Raw genomic sequence first — 14,034 nt, forward strand, 5'->3', positions numbered from 1 at the left:
TATAAAAAAGCCGGGTTCGAGCCCGGCTATAGGTATTGTTTATCGTGCTAAGGAATTTTATTCAAACAAATTATGATGCAACGTCTGCACCACCTTCTCCGCATCGGCGCCAGGCACCAGGAAGCAGAGGTTGTGGCTGGACGCGCCATAGCAGATCATGCGGATGTTAAACGGATCAAGGACGCCAAACACCTCTTTGCCGACGCCGCAGGCTTTCGACAGCTCGTTGCCGATCAGGGCAACCAGCGCCAGGTCGTCTTCCACTTCCACGCGGCACAGCGAGGAGAGCTCGGTCAGCAGCGCCTGGGTCAGCAGGGTATCGCCCGCAGAGGTTGAGCCAGTGGTGTCCATGGTCAGGGCCACGCTCACTTCGGAGGTGGTGATCAAATCGACGGAGATGTTATGGCGCGCCAGAATACCGAACACTTCGGCGAGGAAGCCGCGGGAGTGCAGCATATTCAGGCTGTGCAGCGTCAGCAGCGTCTGGCGGCGACGCAGCGCCAGCGCGCGGAACAGCGGCGGGTTCTCGGTGGTTTTACACACCAGCGTACCGCCCGCTTTAGGTTCTTTACTGGAGCCGACAAATACCGGGATATCGCTGCGCACGGCAGGCAGCAGGGTCGCCGGGTGCAGCACTTTGGCGCCAAAGGTGGCCATTTCCGCCGCCTCTTCAAAGGCGATGACGTCGATGCGTTTCGCCGCAGGCGCGACGCGTGGGTCGGTCGTATAGATCCCGGGCACATCGGTCCAGATATCGACGCGGGTGGCATTCAGCGCTTCGCCGAGCAGAGCGGCGGTATAGTCGCTGCCGCCGCGGCCGAGGGTGGTGGTGCGGCCTTTCGCTTCGCTGCCGATAAAGCCCTGCGTCACCACCAGGCCTTCCGCCAGACGCGGCGTCAGCTGCTGCTGAGTCAGTTCGGCGACGGCGGCGATATCCGGTTCGGCGCGACCAAAGCGATCGTTAGTGCGCAGCACTTTACGGGCGTCAAACCACTGCGCCTGAATTCCGCGCTCACGCAGAATCTCTACAAACAGCAGGGTGGACATCAGTTCGCCATGGCTGACCAGTTCGTCAGTCAGCGCGCTAGAGGAGGCGAGCGCGGCGGCTTCCGCCAGCGTGGTGATATTTTCCAGCAGGCGCTCAATCTCTTCGCGGATCACGTTGGGATAGCGCAAACGCTCCAGAATATTGAACTGGATCTGGCGCAGAGCGTCCAGCTGGGAAAAACGTTCGGTGGGTTCCAGCCCTTCCGCTAAGGCCACCAGAATGTTGGTCACGCCGGCAGAGGCGGAGAGCACAACAATACGGGTATTGGCATCGAGCAGCGCCACATCAATGCTGCGGTTCATCGCGTCAAAATCAGCAACGCTGGTGCCGCCAAATTTGGCGACGACTAAATCTGTCATAACAACCTCGTGTCAGGGGGCCTGACTTATTAAAACGATTCCTGAACACCGATCCTGACAGGGGCTGGATGCCGCCGGATCGCAACAAAATGTCTTAATAAGCCAGGCCAAATTATTCAGCCATGGCACAAGGGAAGAGCGATAAACAGGGTGGCGCAGAATGATAAACAACTACGATGTCACCCAGAAGTGCTCCACCTTGTAGACCCGACTCACCGCTCTGGGCGCTGAAGTGTTCGGGTATGAAACGCCCGACTGCGAACGTTTCTGGTGACAACCCAGGGGATTCAGCCCCTGTGGCCGGTGAGGAGCGTAACCAGACGCTCTTTCACCTCGGCGTTGCTCCCCCTCACGTATTTTCGCCGGACTGGTTCCTCCAATACGGTTACCTGGGCAACGCACCTCTTCTGGCAATTACCGACGTCTTTCACCTGGCCGGGGGAATAAGGACATTATATCCCCCGCGAATACCCTTTCGCTGTAGCGTGAAATGCGCGAGCAATAGATACTTACAATACGTAAGCACTGCGGATATATAAAGGCTTAACGCCAGCTATGTCAACGCTGCGGTTATGCGGATTTTTCATGCCCCTGCGGCTAACAGAAAAAAGCCTTATGATAGCTATACTAATGGGGCTTTTTACTCCGTTTTGACCTGATTCCTGACCGGCGTCAGGGACAAGTCACAAAAATCATCACAATTTTCCGTCACCGGCGCTACAATCGACCGAAGTCACAATCTCAAATCAGAAGAGTATTGCTAATGAAAAACATCAACCCAACGCAGACCTCTGCCTGGCAGGCATTACAGAAACACTTCGACGAAATGAAAGATGTCACTATCAGCGAGCTGTTCGCCAAAGATAGCGACCGTTTTTCTAAGTTTTCCGCGACGTTCGACGATCTGATGCTGGTGGACTTCTCCAAAAACCGCATCACCGAAGAGACGCTGGCTAAACTGCAGGATCTGGCGAAAGAGACCGATCTCGCAGGCGCCATCAAGTCGATGTTCTCCGGTGAAAAGATCAACCGCACCGAAGATCGTGCGGTACTCCACGTCGCGCTGCGCAACCGCAGCAATACGCCGATTGTGGTTGATGGCAAAGATGTGATGCCGGAAGTGAACGCTGTGCTGGAGAAGATGAAAGCCTTCTCTGAAGCGATTATCTCCGGCAGCTGGAAAGGCTACACCGGCAAACCGATCACCGACGTGGTCAACATTGGTATCGGTGGCTCCGACCTCGGTCCGTTCATGGTCACCGAAGCGCTGCGTCCGTATAAAAATCACCTCAACATGCACTTTGTCTCCAACGTCGATGGCACCCACATCGCCGAAGTGCTGAAGAACGTCAACCCGGAAACCACCCTGTTCCTGGTCGCGTCCAAAACCTTCACCACTCAGGAGACCATGACCAACGCCCACAGCGCGCGCGACTGGTTCCTGGCGACCGCGGGCGACGACAAGCATGTGGCTAAACACTTCGCGGCGCTCTCCACCAACGCGAAAGCGGTTGGCGAGTTCGGCATCGACACCGCCAACATGTTCGAATTCTGGGACTGGGTTGGCGGCCGTTACTCCCTGTGGTCGGCGATTGGCCTGTCCATCATTCTCTCCGTGGGCTTCGACAACTTCGTTGAGCTGCTGTCTGGCGCGCATGCGATGGATAAGCACTTCTCCACCACCCCGGCGGAGAAAAACCTGCCGGTGCTGCTGGCGCTGATCGGTATCTGGTACAACAACTTCTTCGGTGCGGAAACCGAAGCGATTCTGCCTTACGACCAGTACATGCACCGTTTTGCCGCCTACTTCCAGCAGGGCAACATGGAGTCCAATGGTAAGTATGTCGACCGTAACGGCCACGCCGTGGACTACCAGACTGGCCCGATCATCTGGGGCGAGCCGGGCACCAACGGTCAGCACGCGTTCTACCAGCTGATCCATCAGGGCACCAAAATGGTACCGTGCGATTTCATCGCCCCGGCTATCACCCACAACCCGCTCTCCGATCATCATCCGAAGCTGCTGTCCAACTTCTTCGCCCAGACCGAGGCCCTGGCCTTCGGTAAATCCCGTGAAGTGGTGGAGCAGGAATATCGCGATCAGGGTAAAGATCCGGCGACCCTGGAGCACGTGGTGCCGTTCAAAGTGTTCGAAGGCAACCGCCCGACTAACTCTATCCTGCTGCGTGAGATCACCCCGTTCAGCCTCGGGGCGCTGATTGCTCTGTACGAGCACAAAATCTTCACCCAGGGCGCGATCCTTAACATCTTCACTTTCGACCAGTGGGGCGTTGAGCTGGGCAAACAGCTGGCTAACCGCATCCTGCCGGAGCTGAAAGACGGCAGCGAAGTCAGCAGCCACGACAGCTCCACTAACGGTCTGATTAACCGTTATAAAGCCTGGCGCGCATAACGCTTGCGCCGTTAAGACGAAATGCCGACCTTATGGTCGGCATTTTTTTTACAGCCGCCGCAGCAGGCGGGCTGGATTCCCCGCCCACACGCCTTTCTCGGTGATGGACTTCGTCACCACGCTGCCCGCGCCAATCACCACGCCGTCGCAGATGTTGACGGCCAGAATCGTGGCGCCGCTACCGATCGACACGTCATCGCCAATCTCAATCCGCCCCCAGCTGGCGCGGTCGGCGTTTGGTTTGCCGTCGCGAAACAGGTCGTTGGCGAACATCACCCCGTGACCGATAAAACAGCGCCGGCCAATGGTGACGTACTCGCAGATAAAGGTATGCGACTGGATTTTACTCTCCGCGCCGATGCGGGTATTCCCCTGGATCTCAACGAACGGTCCAACGAAGACGTTATCACCCAGCGTGCAGTCGTACAGGTTGGCGGGCTGGTAAATAACGACATTTTTCCCACAGACGACGTTACGTACGCCGGTATCACGAAGCTCAGGCATAGTTCCTCTCACAGCGGTTTGGCCAGAATATGCAAGGTGCTTTGCTGGCTGGCGGAATGGAAAGTCGTGTCTCTGATGTGCTGCATCCCCTGGCGTTCGTAAAAACGGCGCGCGGCGGGATTCGCGGCGAGTACTTCCAGCCACAGCCAGCGTTCGCCGGCCGTTTTTGCTCGCGTCTCGATGGCGTGAAAAATCTGCTCGCCGTAGCGGTGGCCAGTCTCCCCCGGCATCAGGTAGAGCTTATGCAGCAGCGTACCCATCGTGCCATCTTCAGCCATTCGCTGCTGATAGCTATATTTAGCGAAACCAACGGGGGAAGCGGCTTCGGCGATGAGCCAATGATGGTTGGCATCGGTAAGACCCCGACGTAGCGCATCTTCGGCATATTCTTGCTTAAGAAATAACGCCAGTTCATCGGCATTGCGCCAGAGATGGGCGAAGTGGTGCTGGTAACTGGCATAACCCATCGCGCTCAGTTGTGGCGCGTCCTCGGGCAATGCCTTTCGGATAGTTAACATGCTGCGTTCCTCGGGTCGTTCAGTGGCTATAGTGCCTGTAATATGAACAACGTGGAACGACAAAAATCGGTGGGGAAGGGGCTGGAGGTTCTTCCTCCAGCCGGGGGGATTAACGGGCGAAAGCGATCGCTTCGATTTCGACGCCAGCGTCTTTCGGTAACCTGGCTACTTCCACGCAGGAGCGCGCCGGAAAGGCCGCCTGATGTTCGGTAAAGAAGGCCTCGTAGGCGGCATTAATGGCGGCAAAATCCGCCAGGTCTTTCACAAACACCGTGGTTTTGACGATCTGACCAACGGTGAGGCCGGCGGCTTCGACGATGGCTTTCACGTTCTCCAGCGACTGGCGCGTCTGTTCGGCAATGTCGTCGGGCATGGTGCCGTCCTGCGGATTAATGGGCAGCTGGCCGGAGGTGAGGGTCATCGCGCCGAGATTGACGCCCTGAACGTACGGACCAATCGCGGCGGGCGCGTCAGCGGTAGTAATAATCATGTGGTTACCCCTTCAAACAGTTACAGAAAATAATTCAATAGCACCAGCGAGCCGACGCCGCTCACCACCACCCACACCAGACCTAAACGGAAGCTGGCGAGCGTACAGATAATGGCGGCGATCACCTTCGGATTTTTTAAGTCGAACTCCATGCTGGAATTCACGCTCAGGATCTGAATGGTGATGATGGCCGGCAGGACGGTGACCGGCACGAAGCGCAATGTTTTGGTCACCCGCTCAGACATCTGGATCTTGCCGGCAAGGCCGATAAACGAGAAACGAATAAGAAAAGTGACCGCGGCCATGCCCAGCGTCAGGGCGATAAAATAGCTATTACTCATTTTCCAGCGCCTCCACTAACGGCATGTCGGATTCGGTTGTTGCCATCTGCTTGCGCTCTTCCGACAGATCGACGCACAGGCCGGCAAGGACGCCGAGCACGGAGGCGACAACGATACCCAGCGAGTAGGGCAGGACCACTAACAGCACGCCGGAAACGGCGGCCACTACCGCGGCGACGGTGCAGGCCTGGCTTTTAATTTGCGGCACCACGATGGCGATAAAGGCGGCGACCATGGCGAAATCGAGACCGTATTTCTCAATGTGGGGAAACGAGGCGCCGACCAGCGCGCCAAGAAAATCGGCCAGCACCCAAATCGCCCAGAAGGTGACCATCGCCGAACCATAAAACAGATATTTTTCCTTTTTGTTTCCTTCCATCTCTTTGACGGTGGTGGCATACACTTCGTCGGTGAGCGCATAGGACATAAAGCATTTTTTAAAGAATGAGGCTTCGCGCACGGTGCCGGAAATAGAGGCGCTATACAGCACATGGCGAAGATTAATAATTAATGTGGTGAAAATAATCACGCCGAGCGTGGCGCCGGTTTTTAACATATTCAGTGCCAGCATTTGCGCCGAACCGGCAATCACAATCGCCGACCACGCGGTACTTTGCCAGACGCTCATGCCGGCGCTGACGCTTAATGCGCCAACAATGAACGAGAAAGGAAAGTCCCCGATGCACAGGGGCATAATGGCGCTGGCGCCGCGTAATATGACTTTTTTATTCATCGTAAAATACCTGTTGGTGCAGGCAATAAATCATTATTGCGTAGGGTACAAAAGGGCTGGTCTTATTTGCTGACCATAATGCGAATGATCTCTTTATCGGTTTGCGCCATAGGCTTAATCACGAGGCGGCACAGGTTATTAATCGACTGTTCGACGTCGGCGCAGACAATGCCGTCGTTGGCGCTGGCGCAGCGGTTTTGCATCGCCATCAACACAGATTTAAAGGAGCTGGAAACCACCGAGGAGACCTTCATCGCGCAGCTGTTGGAAGCGCCATCGCAAATCATGCCGGTAACATCGCTAATCATATTGATGATGGCGGTGTTGATGGTTTCGATATTGCGGGTAAACAGCCATGCCATACCGGCGGCGGCGCCCATGGCGGCGGTGGAGGCCGCGCACAGTGCGGACAGGCGGGTATAGCGCGAATGGATGGAAATGGCCGTCAGATGCGAGAGCGCCAGCGCGCGAGCGAGCGTCTCTTCATCGGCATTCAGATGCTCGGCGACGGTAACTACCGGCATGGTCGCTGCGATCCCCTGGTTGCCAGAGCCGAAGTTCGACATGGCGACCACCGGGGCTCCGCCCATACGCGCATCGGAAGCTGCGACGGTGTTGATAATGACCTCGCTCATTAAGTCATTACTTAACAAACCATTTTTAACGGCTTCAGAGAATGTTCCGTTAATATTCAACCCATACTTTTTCGATTTGCCTTCTGCAGCCAGTGCGCTATTGAGGCGGGCGGCTTCCAGAATAAACGTAATATTCTCAACCGGGGTGGAGATAATAAAGTCATACGCTTCCTGGAGAGAGAAAGTTGGCAGTTCAGTCTGCGCTGTGGCGCTATTTTCCCCGGCGTGTAATGGCTGCTGTTCGCCATTAATATATAACTCGACCACATTGGTATGCGTGCCTTTTACCACGACGCGACAGGTCTGGTCACCGGCGCTGAGGGTGAGATCGAGATGAATAAAGTCAGGCGTATCCTGGACGTCAATAGTAACGTGGCCGGCATCCACCAGCGCTTGTGCCTGTTCCACATGCTGTGAAGTAATGCCTGCCAGGGTCTGTAATCCCTTATCGGCATCGCCACCAAAGGCGCCGATGGCGGCGGCCAGCGCGACGCCATTAACTGTCGTGCCGGGAATCGTGACGCCCGTGGCGTTTTTATACAGGTTGGCAGAAATAAAACCGCTAATTTTTTCGCAGGGTGTCGCTAAATGTTTCGCGGCGTAAGCGGTGGTAAATGAAATAGCAACAGGTTCCGTACAACCTAATGCTGGTGCGACTTCTCGCTGTAGCCAGCGAATAAAAAGTGAGGATGCTTGGTCAGACATTATTATGATTCCTGGACGTAAGATGATGAGGAAATATGCTAAGGGAATCGGCAGAAAAAAACTTTCTCAAATAACCCTTTATTTATTAAGGTCTGGAGAAAAATTTTATTTTTAGCCTTATCTAAACATGCAGGTCTGTATGTAAATTAAGTTATTGATTAACAATGACTGTGCAGGGATAGTTTTATACAAAAAAGGGGATTCAGTTATGTCGATCACACGCCGTTAAGGAGAGCATTTTTCTCTTTTGCCGAAATCCTGTCCTGAGGGCGCAAACGTGGAAAGCCCACGCGGTGAGGGGTAACTGTAGATCTGGATCACACTTTTGCGCTATACCGGACGCAACAAGGACTGATTATGAGGTGTGAATATGTCGTCGGTTTATCGCCCACTGGTAAATTTTATCGCCACTGCGATGCAAACGGTTTTGAATCTGGGGCTGCTGTGCCTGGGGATTATCCTGATCGTCTTCCTCGGTAAAGAGACGCTGCATCTGGCCGATGTCCTCTTTACCCCGGAGCCGACCAGTAAGTACCGGCTGGTGGAAGGACTGGTGGTCTACTTTCTCTACTTCGAATTTATCGCGCTGATCGTCAAGTATTTTCAGTCGGGGTTCCACTTCCCGCTGCGCTATTTCGTCTATATCGGCATCACCGCGATTGTGCGTTTGATCATCATCGATCATGAATCGCCGATGGCGGTGCTCATATACTCCGCCGCGATCCTGATCCTGGTGATTACGCTCTGGCTGTGTAACTCCAATCGCCTGAAACGCGAATAAAAAAAAGCGGCCTCCAGGGCCGCTGACCAACAGTCACAAATAGAATTTATGTAGGGTCCAGTTGAGGATAGCAGTGGCATTGGCCTTACTTTTTCAGCTGAGGGCGACGGCGACAATACCCGGTTGGGGTCGTGTATTGCGGCTAGACCGTCGGCCCCCATCTGAAATTTGGGGCCGGTGTTACAAAAAAAACTTAACCTTTCACCCCACCCGCCGTCAGGCCGTTCACCAGCCAGCGCTGCGCCAGCAGGAACACTACCGTGATTGGGATGGCGGAGAGTACCGCCGCGGCGGCAAAATCGCCCCACAGATAGTTCTGCGGGTTGAGATACTGTTGCATGCCTACCGCCAGGGTATAGCTGTTCACATCGCGCAGCAGCAGCGAGGCGACCGGCACTTCGGTGATGGCGGCGATGAACGACAGAATAAAGACCACCGCCAGAATCGGCACCGACAGCGGCAGCAGCACGAGGCGGAACGCCTGCCATGGGGTCGCGCCATCCAGCGCCGCCGCTTCTTCCAGCGAGCCATCGATGGTTTCGAAGTAGCCTTTAATCGTCCAGACGTGCAGGGCGATACCGCCCATGTAGGCAAAGATCACGCCGCCGTGGGTGTTGAGGCCGACGAACGGGATGTACTGGCCCAGGCGGTCAAACAACGCGTACAGGGCAACCAGCGACAGCACCGCCGGGAACATCTGGAAAATCAACATCCCTTTCAGCAGGGTCGCTTTCCCCGGGAAGCGCATACGGGCAAAAGCGTAGGCACAGGTGGTGGAGAGGGCGACGATACCGATCGCGGTAATCCCGGCGACCTTAATCGAGTTCCACAGCCACAGCAGGACCGGGAACGGCGGCGGCGTGACGCGGCCATCCGCGTGTTCGACGCTGAAGCCTAACGCCAGACGCCAGTGTTCCCAGGAGATGGTATCCGGGATCAGGCTGCCGGTGGCGAAGTTGCCTTCGCGCAGCGAGATGGCGATAACCATCAGCAGCGGAAACATAATCGCGGCGATAAAAATCAGTAGCAGGAGATGCGTGGTAAATAAACGTAGCTTCTGCGATTTGGGTTGGACCATAGCCATTATCGTTATCTCCCTTAATCAAACTTCATGCGTGTGGCTTTCAGGTTCACAATCGCTAACGCGCCAACCAGCAGGAAGATAAGCGTTGCGATAGCCGCCGCCAGGCCGAAGTCCTGACCGCCGCCGCCTTCAAAGGCGATACGGTAGGTGTAGCTCACCAGCAGGTCGGTATAACCGGCCGGGGTGGTGGTGCCGAGACGGTCCGGACCGCCGTTGGTCAACAGTTGAATCAGGACGAAGTTGTTAAAGTTAAAGGCGAAGCTGGCGATCATCAGCGGCGTCAGCGGCTTAATCAGCAGCGGGAAGGTAATTTTAAAGAAGTTCTGGAACGGGCCGGCGCCATCCATTGCCGACGCTTCGTACAGATCGTCCGGAATCGCCTTCAGCAGCCCCATGCACAGGATCATCATGTACGGGTAGCCCAGCCAGGTGTTGACGATGATGATCATGGTGCGCGCGGTGGTCGGGTCGCTAAACCACGCCGGTTTAATGCCGAACAGCGCGCTGAGCATCATGTTGATTTCACCAAAGCTCTGGTTGAACAGGCCTTTGAAAATCAGAATCGAAATAAATGACGGTACGGCATACGGCAGAATCAGCAGGACACGGTAAATCGCTTTGCCTTTCAGCGCTTCCCACTGCACCAGGCAGGCGAGGATCATCCCCACCGCGACGGTCAGCACCACGGTCAGAACCGAGAACACCACCGTCCAGACGAAGATGGCGAAGAACGGTTTCTGGATGCCTTCATCGTGGAAGACGCGGGTAAAGTTATCCCAGCCGATAGTCACGGTGTAGCCCGGGCTCAGCTTTTCTGTGCCCCAGCTACCGTCGGCGTTGATTGCCTGGTAGAAACCAACGTCGTTGTTCGGGCGGTATTTGACGTGGGTTTGATTGTTGGTCAGCTCGCCGTTTTCGCCAAGCGTATACAGCGGTTGGGTGCCGGAGAACTGGCGCAGCGAGCTCATGATCACTTTGCTGTCATCAGGCAGTACGGCGGTCAGCTGGTTCAGCGCGGTGCGGTTCTGGGTAATGACGCGCAGGTTGGCGCGCTCGCCTTCCGGCAGGGCGTCAGTTTCTTTTAACGCCAGCTTCTGCTCGCCGCCGAATTTAAAGGCGTCGGAAAGGTAGTTTTTACCGCTCTCGCCATCGGTCAGGGCCAGCTTCCACTCGTCGCCTGCCGGGATCAGCGTGAAGTTATAGGCTTTGCCGGCCTGGAAGGAGCGATCCATCAGCACCTGCTGCGCGCGCTCAAAGGTCAGCTGGTTGGTGCTGCTGTAGTTGGTGAACGCGATAGCGATAGTACAGATCAGCGGAAACAGGACAAACAGGCCCATGCCGGCGAGGCCGGGATAGACATAGCGCCAGGCATAGGCCTTGCGATTAGCGAAAATATACAGGCCAACTGAGCTTAAAATCAGCGTCATGATGGCGAACAGGTACTCCCCCTGGGCGTACATCAAAACAACAAGGTAACCCACCAGCAGGCACAGTAAGCCAATCACAGACCATGTGAGTTGCGGACTTTGCCACCAGTGTCTCTTTTTAACGGCATCCATGGGGATCATCCTCTACAGCGTTAAACATCTGTCGGCGTCAGTGCCTGATGGCGCTGCGCTTATCCGGCCTACGGATTGTGTAGGCCGGATAAGGCATTCATGCCGCCATCCGGCACGTGCGCTACAGCATTACTTAGTGATACGGCTCTGGGCATCCTTCAGCGCAGCATCGACAGTCTGACGACCGCTGGCGGCGTTGATAACCGCGGTACGAACGGCATACCAGAAGGCGGACATCTGCGGGATGTTAGGCATAATTTCGCCTTTCTGGGCGTTCGCCATGGTGGCAGCGATGCGCGGATCTTTTTCCAGTTTTTCCTGGAAGGATTTCAGCGCCACCGCACCCAGCGGTTTGTCGTTGTTAACGGATTCCAGACCCTGATCGGTCATCAGGTAGTTTTCGAGGAACTCTTTCGCCAGCTCTTTGTTCGGGCTGGCGGCGTTGATCCCCGCGCTCAGCACGCCAACGAACGGTTTCGATGGTTTGCCTTTAAAAGTCGGCAGCAGGGTCACGCCGTAGTTAACCTTGCTCTTATCGATGTTAGACCACGCCCACGGACCGTTGATGGTCATCGCGGTTTCACCTTTGTTGAAGGCCGCTTCCGCGATGGAGTAATCGGTATCGGCATTCATGTGCTTGTTCTTGATCAGGTCAACCAGGAAGGTCAGGCCCGCTTTCGCGCCTGCGCTGTCCACGCCGACGTCTTTCACATCGTACTTGCCGTTTTCAAACTTGAACGCGTATCCGCCGTCGGCAGCGATCAGCGGCCAGGTGAAGTACGGTTCCTGCAGGTTGAACATCAGCGCGCTCTTACCTTTCGCTTTCAGTTCTTTATCCAGCGCCGGGATCTCTTCCCAGGTCTTCGGCGGGTTCGGCACCAGGTCTTTGTTGTAAATCAGGGACAGCGCTTCCACCGCGATCGGGTAGGCGATCAGTTTGCCGTTATAGCGAACGGCATCCCAGGTGAACGGATAGAGTTTGTCCTGGAACGCTTTGTCCGGGGTGATTTCCGCCAGCAGGCCGGACTGCGCGTAGCCGCCGAAACGGTCATGCGCCCAGAAGATGATGTCCGGGCCGTCGCCGGTCGCCGCAACCTGCGGGAATTTCTCTTCCAGCTTGTCCGGGTGTTCTACAGAAACTTTAATGCCGGTGTCTTTTTCAAACTTTTTACCCACTTCAGCGAGGCCGTTGTAGCCTTTGTCGCCGTTAATCCAGATAACCAGCTTACCTTCTTCAATTTTCGCGAGGGCAGAGGCGGAAAACATCATCGTGGTCAGTGCCGACAGCGCGAGGATGCGAGCGCCAGTTTTGATTTTCATATACCCGTCCTTTTTGGTGTTGTACTCGTGGATACACTTCGGTGGCTTAACGATGATGAGTTTCCTTTTTTAACAACCCCTTTCCATCCTCCCCAGGTCTACGCCCCACCCGCTGGTTGTGTGATCTCCATTGCAAAAACGGCCGTATTGCGTCCTGGAGCACAGAAAAAAGCGCCCAATTTTGTCGCCTCCATCACGAAATCACCCGCTGCCCGCCATCCCCCGCGGCGAGAGCCAATCTCTCATCCTCCCATCTCCTCCCCCATAAAAAAGCCGGGGGGTGGAGGATTTGCCCGGCTAATGAATGCCGCATAGTCGACCCATCTTGAATGTGACTGTTAGTGACAGGTTGTAACGAAGGGAGAAGGGCATGGCGAGCGTACAGCTGCGAAATGTAACGAAAGCCTGGGGTGACGTGGTGGTATCGAAAGATATCAATCTCGATATCCACGAAGGGGAATTCGTCGTGTTTGTCGGGCCATCGGGCTGCGGCAAATCTACCCTGCTGCGTATGATTGCCGGGTTAGAAACTATTACCAGCGGGGACCTGTTTATCGGTGACACCCGCATGAACGAGATCCCACCGGCAGAACGCGGCGTTGGGATGGTATTCCAGTCTTATGCGCTCTATCCCCACCTTTCCGTTGCGGAAAATATGTCGTTTGGCCTGAAGCTGGCCGGCGCGAAAAAAGATCTGATTAACCAGCGGGTGACCCAGGTGGCGGAAGTGCTGCAGCTGGCCCATCTGCTGGAGCGTAAACCGAAAGCCCTCTCCGGCGGTCAGCGCCAGCGTGTGGCGATTGGCCGTACGCTGGTGGCTGAGCCGAGCGTCTTCCTGCTGGATGAGCCGCTCTCCAACCTCGATGCCGCCCTGCGCGTTCAGATGCGTATCGAAATCTCCCGTCTGCATAAGCGACTGGGCCGCACCATGATCTATGTGACCCACGATCAGGTGGAAGCGATGACCCTCGCGGACAAGATCGTGGTCCTCGACGCCGGCCGTGTGGCGCAGGTCGGGAAACCGCTGGAACTCTATCACTATCCGGCTGACCGCTTCGTCGCCGGCTTTATCGGTTCACCGAAGATGAACTTCCTGCCGGTCAAAGTCACCGCGACGGCTATCGATCAGGTGCAGGTTGAACTGCCAAACCGTCAGCAAATCTGGCTACCGGTGGACAGCGCCAACGTTCAGGCGGGCGCCAACATGTCCTTAGGTATCCGCCCGGAGCATTTACTGCCCAGCGATATCGCCGATGTGACCCTCGAAGGCGAGGTTCAGGTTGTCGAGCAGTTAGGTCACGAAACGCAAATTCATATCCAGATCCCCGCCATCCGTCAAAACCTGGTCTACCGCCAGAACGACGTGGTGTTGGTAGAAGAGGGAGCCACATTCGCTATCGGTTTGCCGCCAGAACGTTGCCATTTATTCCGTGAGGATGGCACCGCTTGTCGTCGGCTGCATAAAGAGCCGGGCGTGTAAGGCTTCCCATTAAAAAAAGGCGCGAACCCGGCTGGCGGTACACCGGCGAAGCGTGCAAAGAAAA

The 14,034-nt window shown here is 55.7% G+C and carries 13 protein-coding genes and 1 riboswitch; of the genes, 3 read left to right on the forward strand and 10 right to left on the reverse strand.

The genetic code is table 11. The features are described 5' to 3' along the window. Positions 1-57: 57 nt before the first annotated feature. A complete protein-coding gene (lysC, locus tag MKR05_RS20410; RefSeq protein ID WP_048296425.1) occupies positions 58-1,407 on the reverse strand; it encodes a lysine-sensitive aspartokinase 3 in 1,350 nt (449 codons plus the stop codon). Between the two features lie 179 nt (positions 1,408-1,586). Next, positions 1,587-1,822: riboswitch (Lysine riboswitch) on the reverse strand. A 348-nt stretch (positions 1,823-2,170) separates the two neighbouring features. On the opposite strand from lysC, the gene pgi reads away from it, so the two are divergent. Continuing rightward, positions 2,171-3,820, forward strand: coding sequence for a glucose-6-phosphate isomerase (gene pgi / locus MKR05_RS20415; protein ID WP_023291617.1), 1,650 nt, complete (start codon positions 2,171-2,173; stop codon positions 3,818-3,820). 48 nt (positions 3,821-3,868) lie between these two features. On the opposite strand, the gene MKR05_RS20420 is transcribed toward pgi, so the two are convergent. The 6 genes from MKR05_RS20420 to MKR05_RS20445 all read right to left on the reverse strand — a co-directional run bounded on the left by MKR05_RS20420 (position 3,869) and on the right by MKR05_RS20445 (position 7,746). Beyond that, positions 3,869-4,324, reverse strand: coding sequence for an acyltransferase (locus tag MKR05_RS20420; protein ID WP_023291618.1), 456 nt, complete (start codon positions 4,322-4,324; stop codon positions 3,869-3,871). Between the two features lie 8 nt (positions 4,325-4,332). After that, a complete protein-coding gene (locus tag MKR05_RS20425; RefSeq protein ID WP_048296426.1) occupies positions 4,333-4,842 on the reverse strand; it encodes a GNAT family N-acetyltransferase in 510 nt (169 codons plus the stop codon). Between the two features lie 109 nt (positions 4,843-4,951). Next, entirely contained in the window at positions 4,952-5,332 is a 381-nt protein-coding gene (locus MKR05_RS20430; protein ID WP_023291620.1) for a RidA family protein, read from the reverse strand. Between the two features lie 20 nt (positions 5,333-5,352). Next, positions 5,353-5,673, reverse strand: a complete 321-nt coding sequence (locus tag MKR05_RS20435) for an AzlD domain-containing protein (protein WP_004206276.1) — start codon at positions 5,671-5,673, stop codon at positions 5,353-5,355. Further along, positions 5,666-6,406: an AzlC family ABC transporter permease gene (locus MKR05_RS20440; protein WP_048296427.1), complete on the reverse strand. Its 741-nt coding sequence runs from the start codon at positions 6,404-6,406 to the stop codon at positions 5,666-5,668. The genes MKR05_RS20435 and MKR05_RS20440 overlap by 8 nt, the downstream gene beginning before the upstream one ends. Positions 6,407-6,468: 62 nt before the next feature. After that, entirely contained in the window at positions 6,469-7,746 is a 1,278-nt protein-coding gene (locus tag MKR05_RS20445) for a serine dehydratase subunit alpha family protein (protein WP_048296428.1), read from the reverse strand. A gap of 370 nt (positions 7,747-8,116) precedes the next feature. Here MKR05_RS20445 and psiE point away from each other — a divergent pair, with 370 nt between their 5' ends. Then, positions 8,117-8,527 (forward strand): phosphate-starvation-inducible protein PsiE, encoded by a 411-nt coding sequence (gene psiE, locus MKR05_RS20450; protein WP_004206282.1) that lies wholly within the window; start codon positions 8,117-8,119, stop codon positions 8,525-8,527. A gap of 193 nt (positions 8,528-8,720) precedes the next feature. Here psiE and malG read toward each other — a convergent pair whose 3' ends face one another. The 3 genes from malG to malE form a co-directional block, all read right to left on the reverse strand. Continuing rightward, positions 8,721-9,611 (reverse strand): maltose ABC transporter permease MalG, encoded by an 891-nt coding sequence (gene malG / locus MKR05_RS20455; protein WP_002884725.1) that lies wholly within the window; start codon positions 9,609-9,611, stop codon positions 8,721-8,723. Between the two features lie 14 nt (positions 9,612-9,625). Further along, positions 9,626-11,170 (reverse strand): maltose ABC transporter permease MalF, encoded by a 1,545-nt coding sequence (malF, locus tag MKR05_RS20460; protein ID WP_023291623.1) that lies wholly within the window; start codon positions 11,168-11,170, stop codon positions 9,626-9,628. A gap of 129 nt (positions 11,171-11,299) precedes the next feature. Next, positions 11,300-12,490: a maltose/maltodextrin ABC transporter substrate-binding protein MalE gene (gene malE, locus MKR05_RS20465; protein WP_004206285.1), complete on the reverse strand. Its 1,191-nt coding sequence runs from the start codon at positions 12,488-12,490 to the stop codon at positions 11,300-11,302. A 370-nt stretch (positions 12,491-12,860) separates the two neighbouring features. On the opposite strand from malE, the gene malK reads away from it, so the two are divergent. Beyond that, complete coding sequence (gene malK, locus MKR05_RS20470; protein WP_002884743.1) at positions 12,861-13,970, forward strand: maltose/maltodextrin ABC transporter ATP-binding protein MalK; 1,110 nt, start codon at positions 12,861-12,863, stop codon at positions 13,968-13,970. The last annotated feature ends 64 nt before the right edge of the window (positions 13,971-14,034 follow it).

Origin of the sequence: Klebsiella sp. K5-204 (assembly GCF_030128585.1) — a bacterium.
GTDB classification, from domain to species: Bacteria; Pseudomonadota; Gammaproteobacteria; order Enterobacterales; family Enterobacteriaceae; genus Klebsiella; species Klebsiella quasipneumoniae.

Bases quoted from the DNA above. Each gene is read 5' to 3' on its own strand.
- MKR05_RS20440 (WP_048296427.1), bottom strand. From the start codon at position 6,406: ATGAATAAAAAAGTCATATTACGCGGCGCCAGCGCCATTATGCCCCTG.
- MKR05_RS20420 (WP_023291618.1), bottom strand. From the start codon at position 4,324: ATGCCTGAGCTTCGTGATACCGGCGTACGTAACGTCGTCTGTGGGAAA.
- malE (WP_004206285.1), bottom strand. From the start codon at position 12,490: ATGAAAATCAAAACTGGCGCTCGCATCCTCGCGCTGTCGGCACTGACC.
- psiE (WP_004206282.1), top strand. From the start codon at position 8,117: ATGTCGTCGGTTTATCGCCCACTGGTAAATTTTATCGCCACTGCGATG.
- malG (WP_002884725.1), bottom strand. From the start codon at position 9,611: ATGGCTATGGTCCAACCCAAATCGCAGAAGCTACGTTTATTTACCACG.
- malK (WP_002884743.1), top strand. From the start codon at position 12,861: ATGGCGAGCGTACAGCTGCGAAATGTAACGAAAGCCTGGGGTGACGTG.
- MKR05_RS20425 (WP_048296426.1), bottom strand. From the start codon at position 4,842: ATGTTAACTATCCGAAAGGCATTGCCCGAGGACGCGCCACAACTGAGC.
- MKR05_RS20435 (WP_004206276.1), bottom strand. From the start codon at position 5,673: ATGAGTAATAGCTATTTTATCGCCCTGACGCTGGGCATGGCCGCGGTC.
- malF (WP_023291623.1), bottom strand. From the start codon at position 11,170: ATGGATGCCGTTAAAAAGAGACACTGGTGGCAAAGTCCGCAACTCACA.
- lysC (WP_048296425.1), bottom strand. From the start codon at position 1,407: ATGACAGATTTAGTCGTCGCCAAATTTGGCGGCACCAGCGTTGCTGAT.
- pgi (WP_023291617.1), top strand. From the start codon at position 2,171: ATGAAAAACATCAACCCAACGCAGACCTCTGCCTGGCAGGCATTACAG.
- MKR05_RS20430 (WP_023291620.1), bottom strand. From the start codon at position 5,332: ATGATTATTACTACCGCTGACGCGCCCGCCGCGATTGGTCCGTACGTT.
- MKR05_RS20445 (WP_048296428.1), bottom strand. From the start codon at position 7,746: ATGTCTGACCAAGCATCCTCACTTTTTATTCGCTGGCTACAGCGAGAA.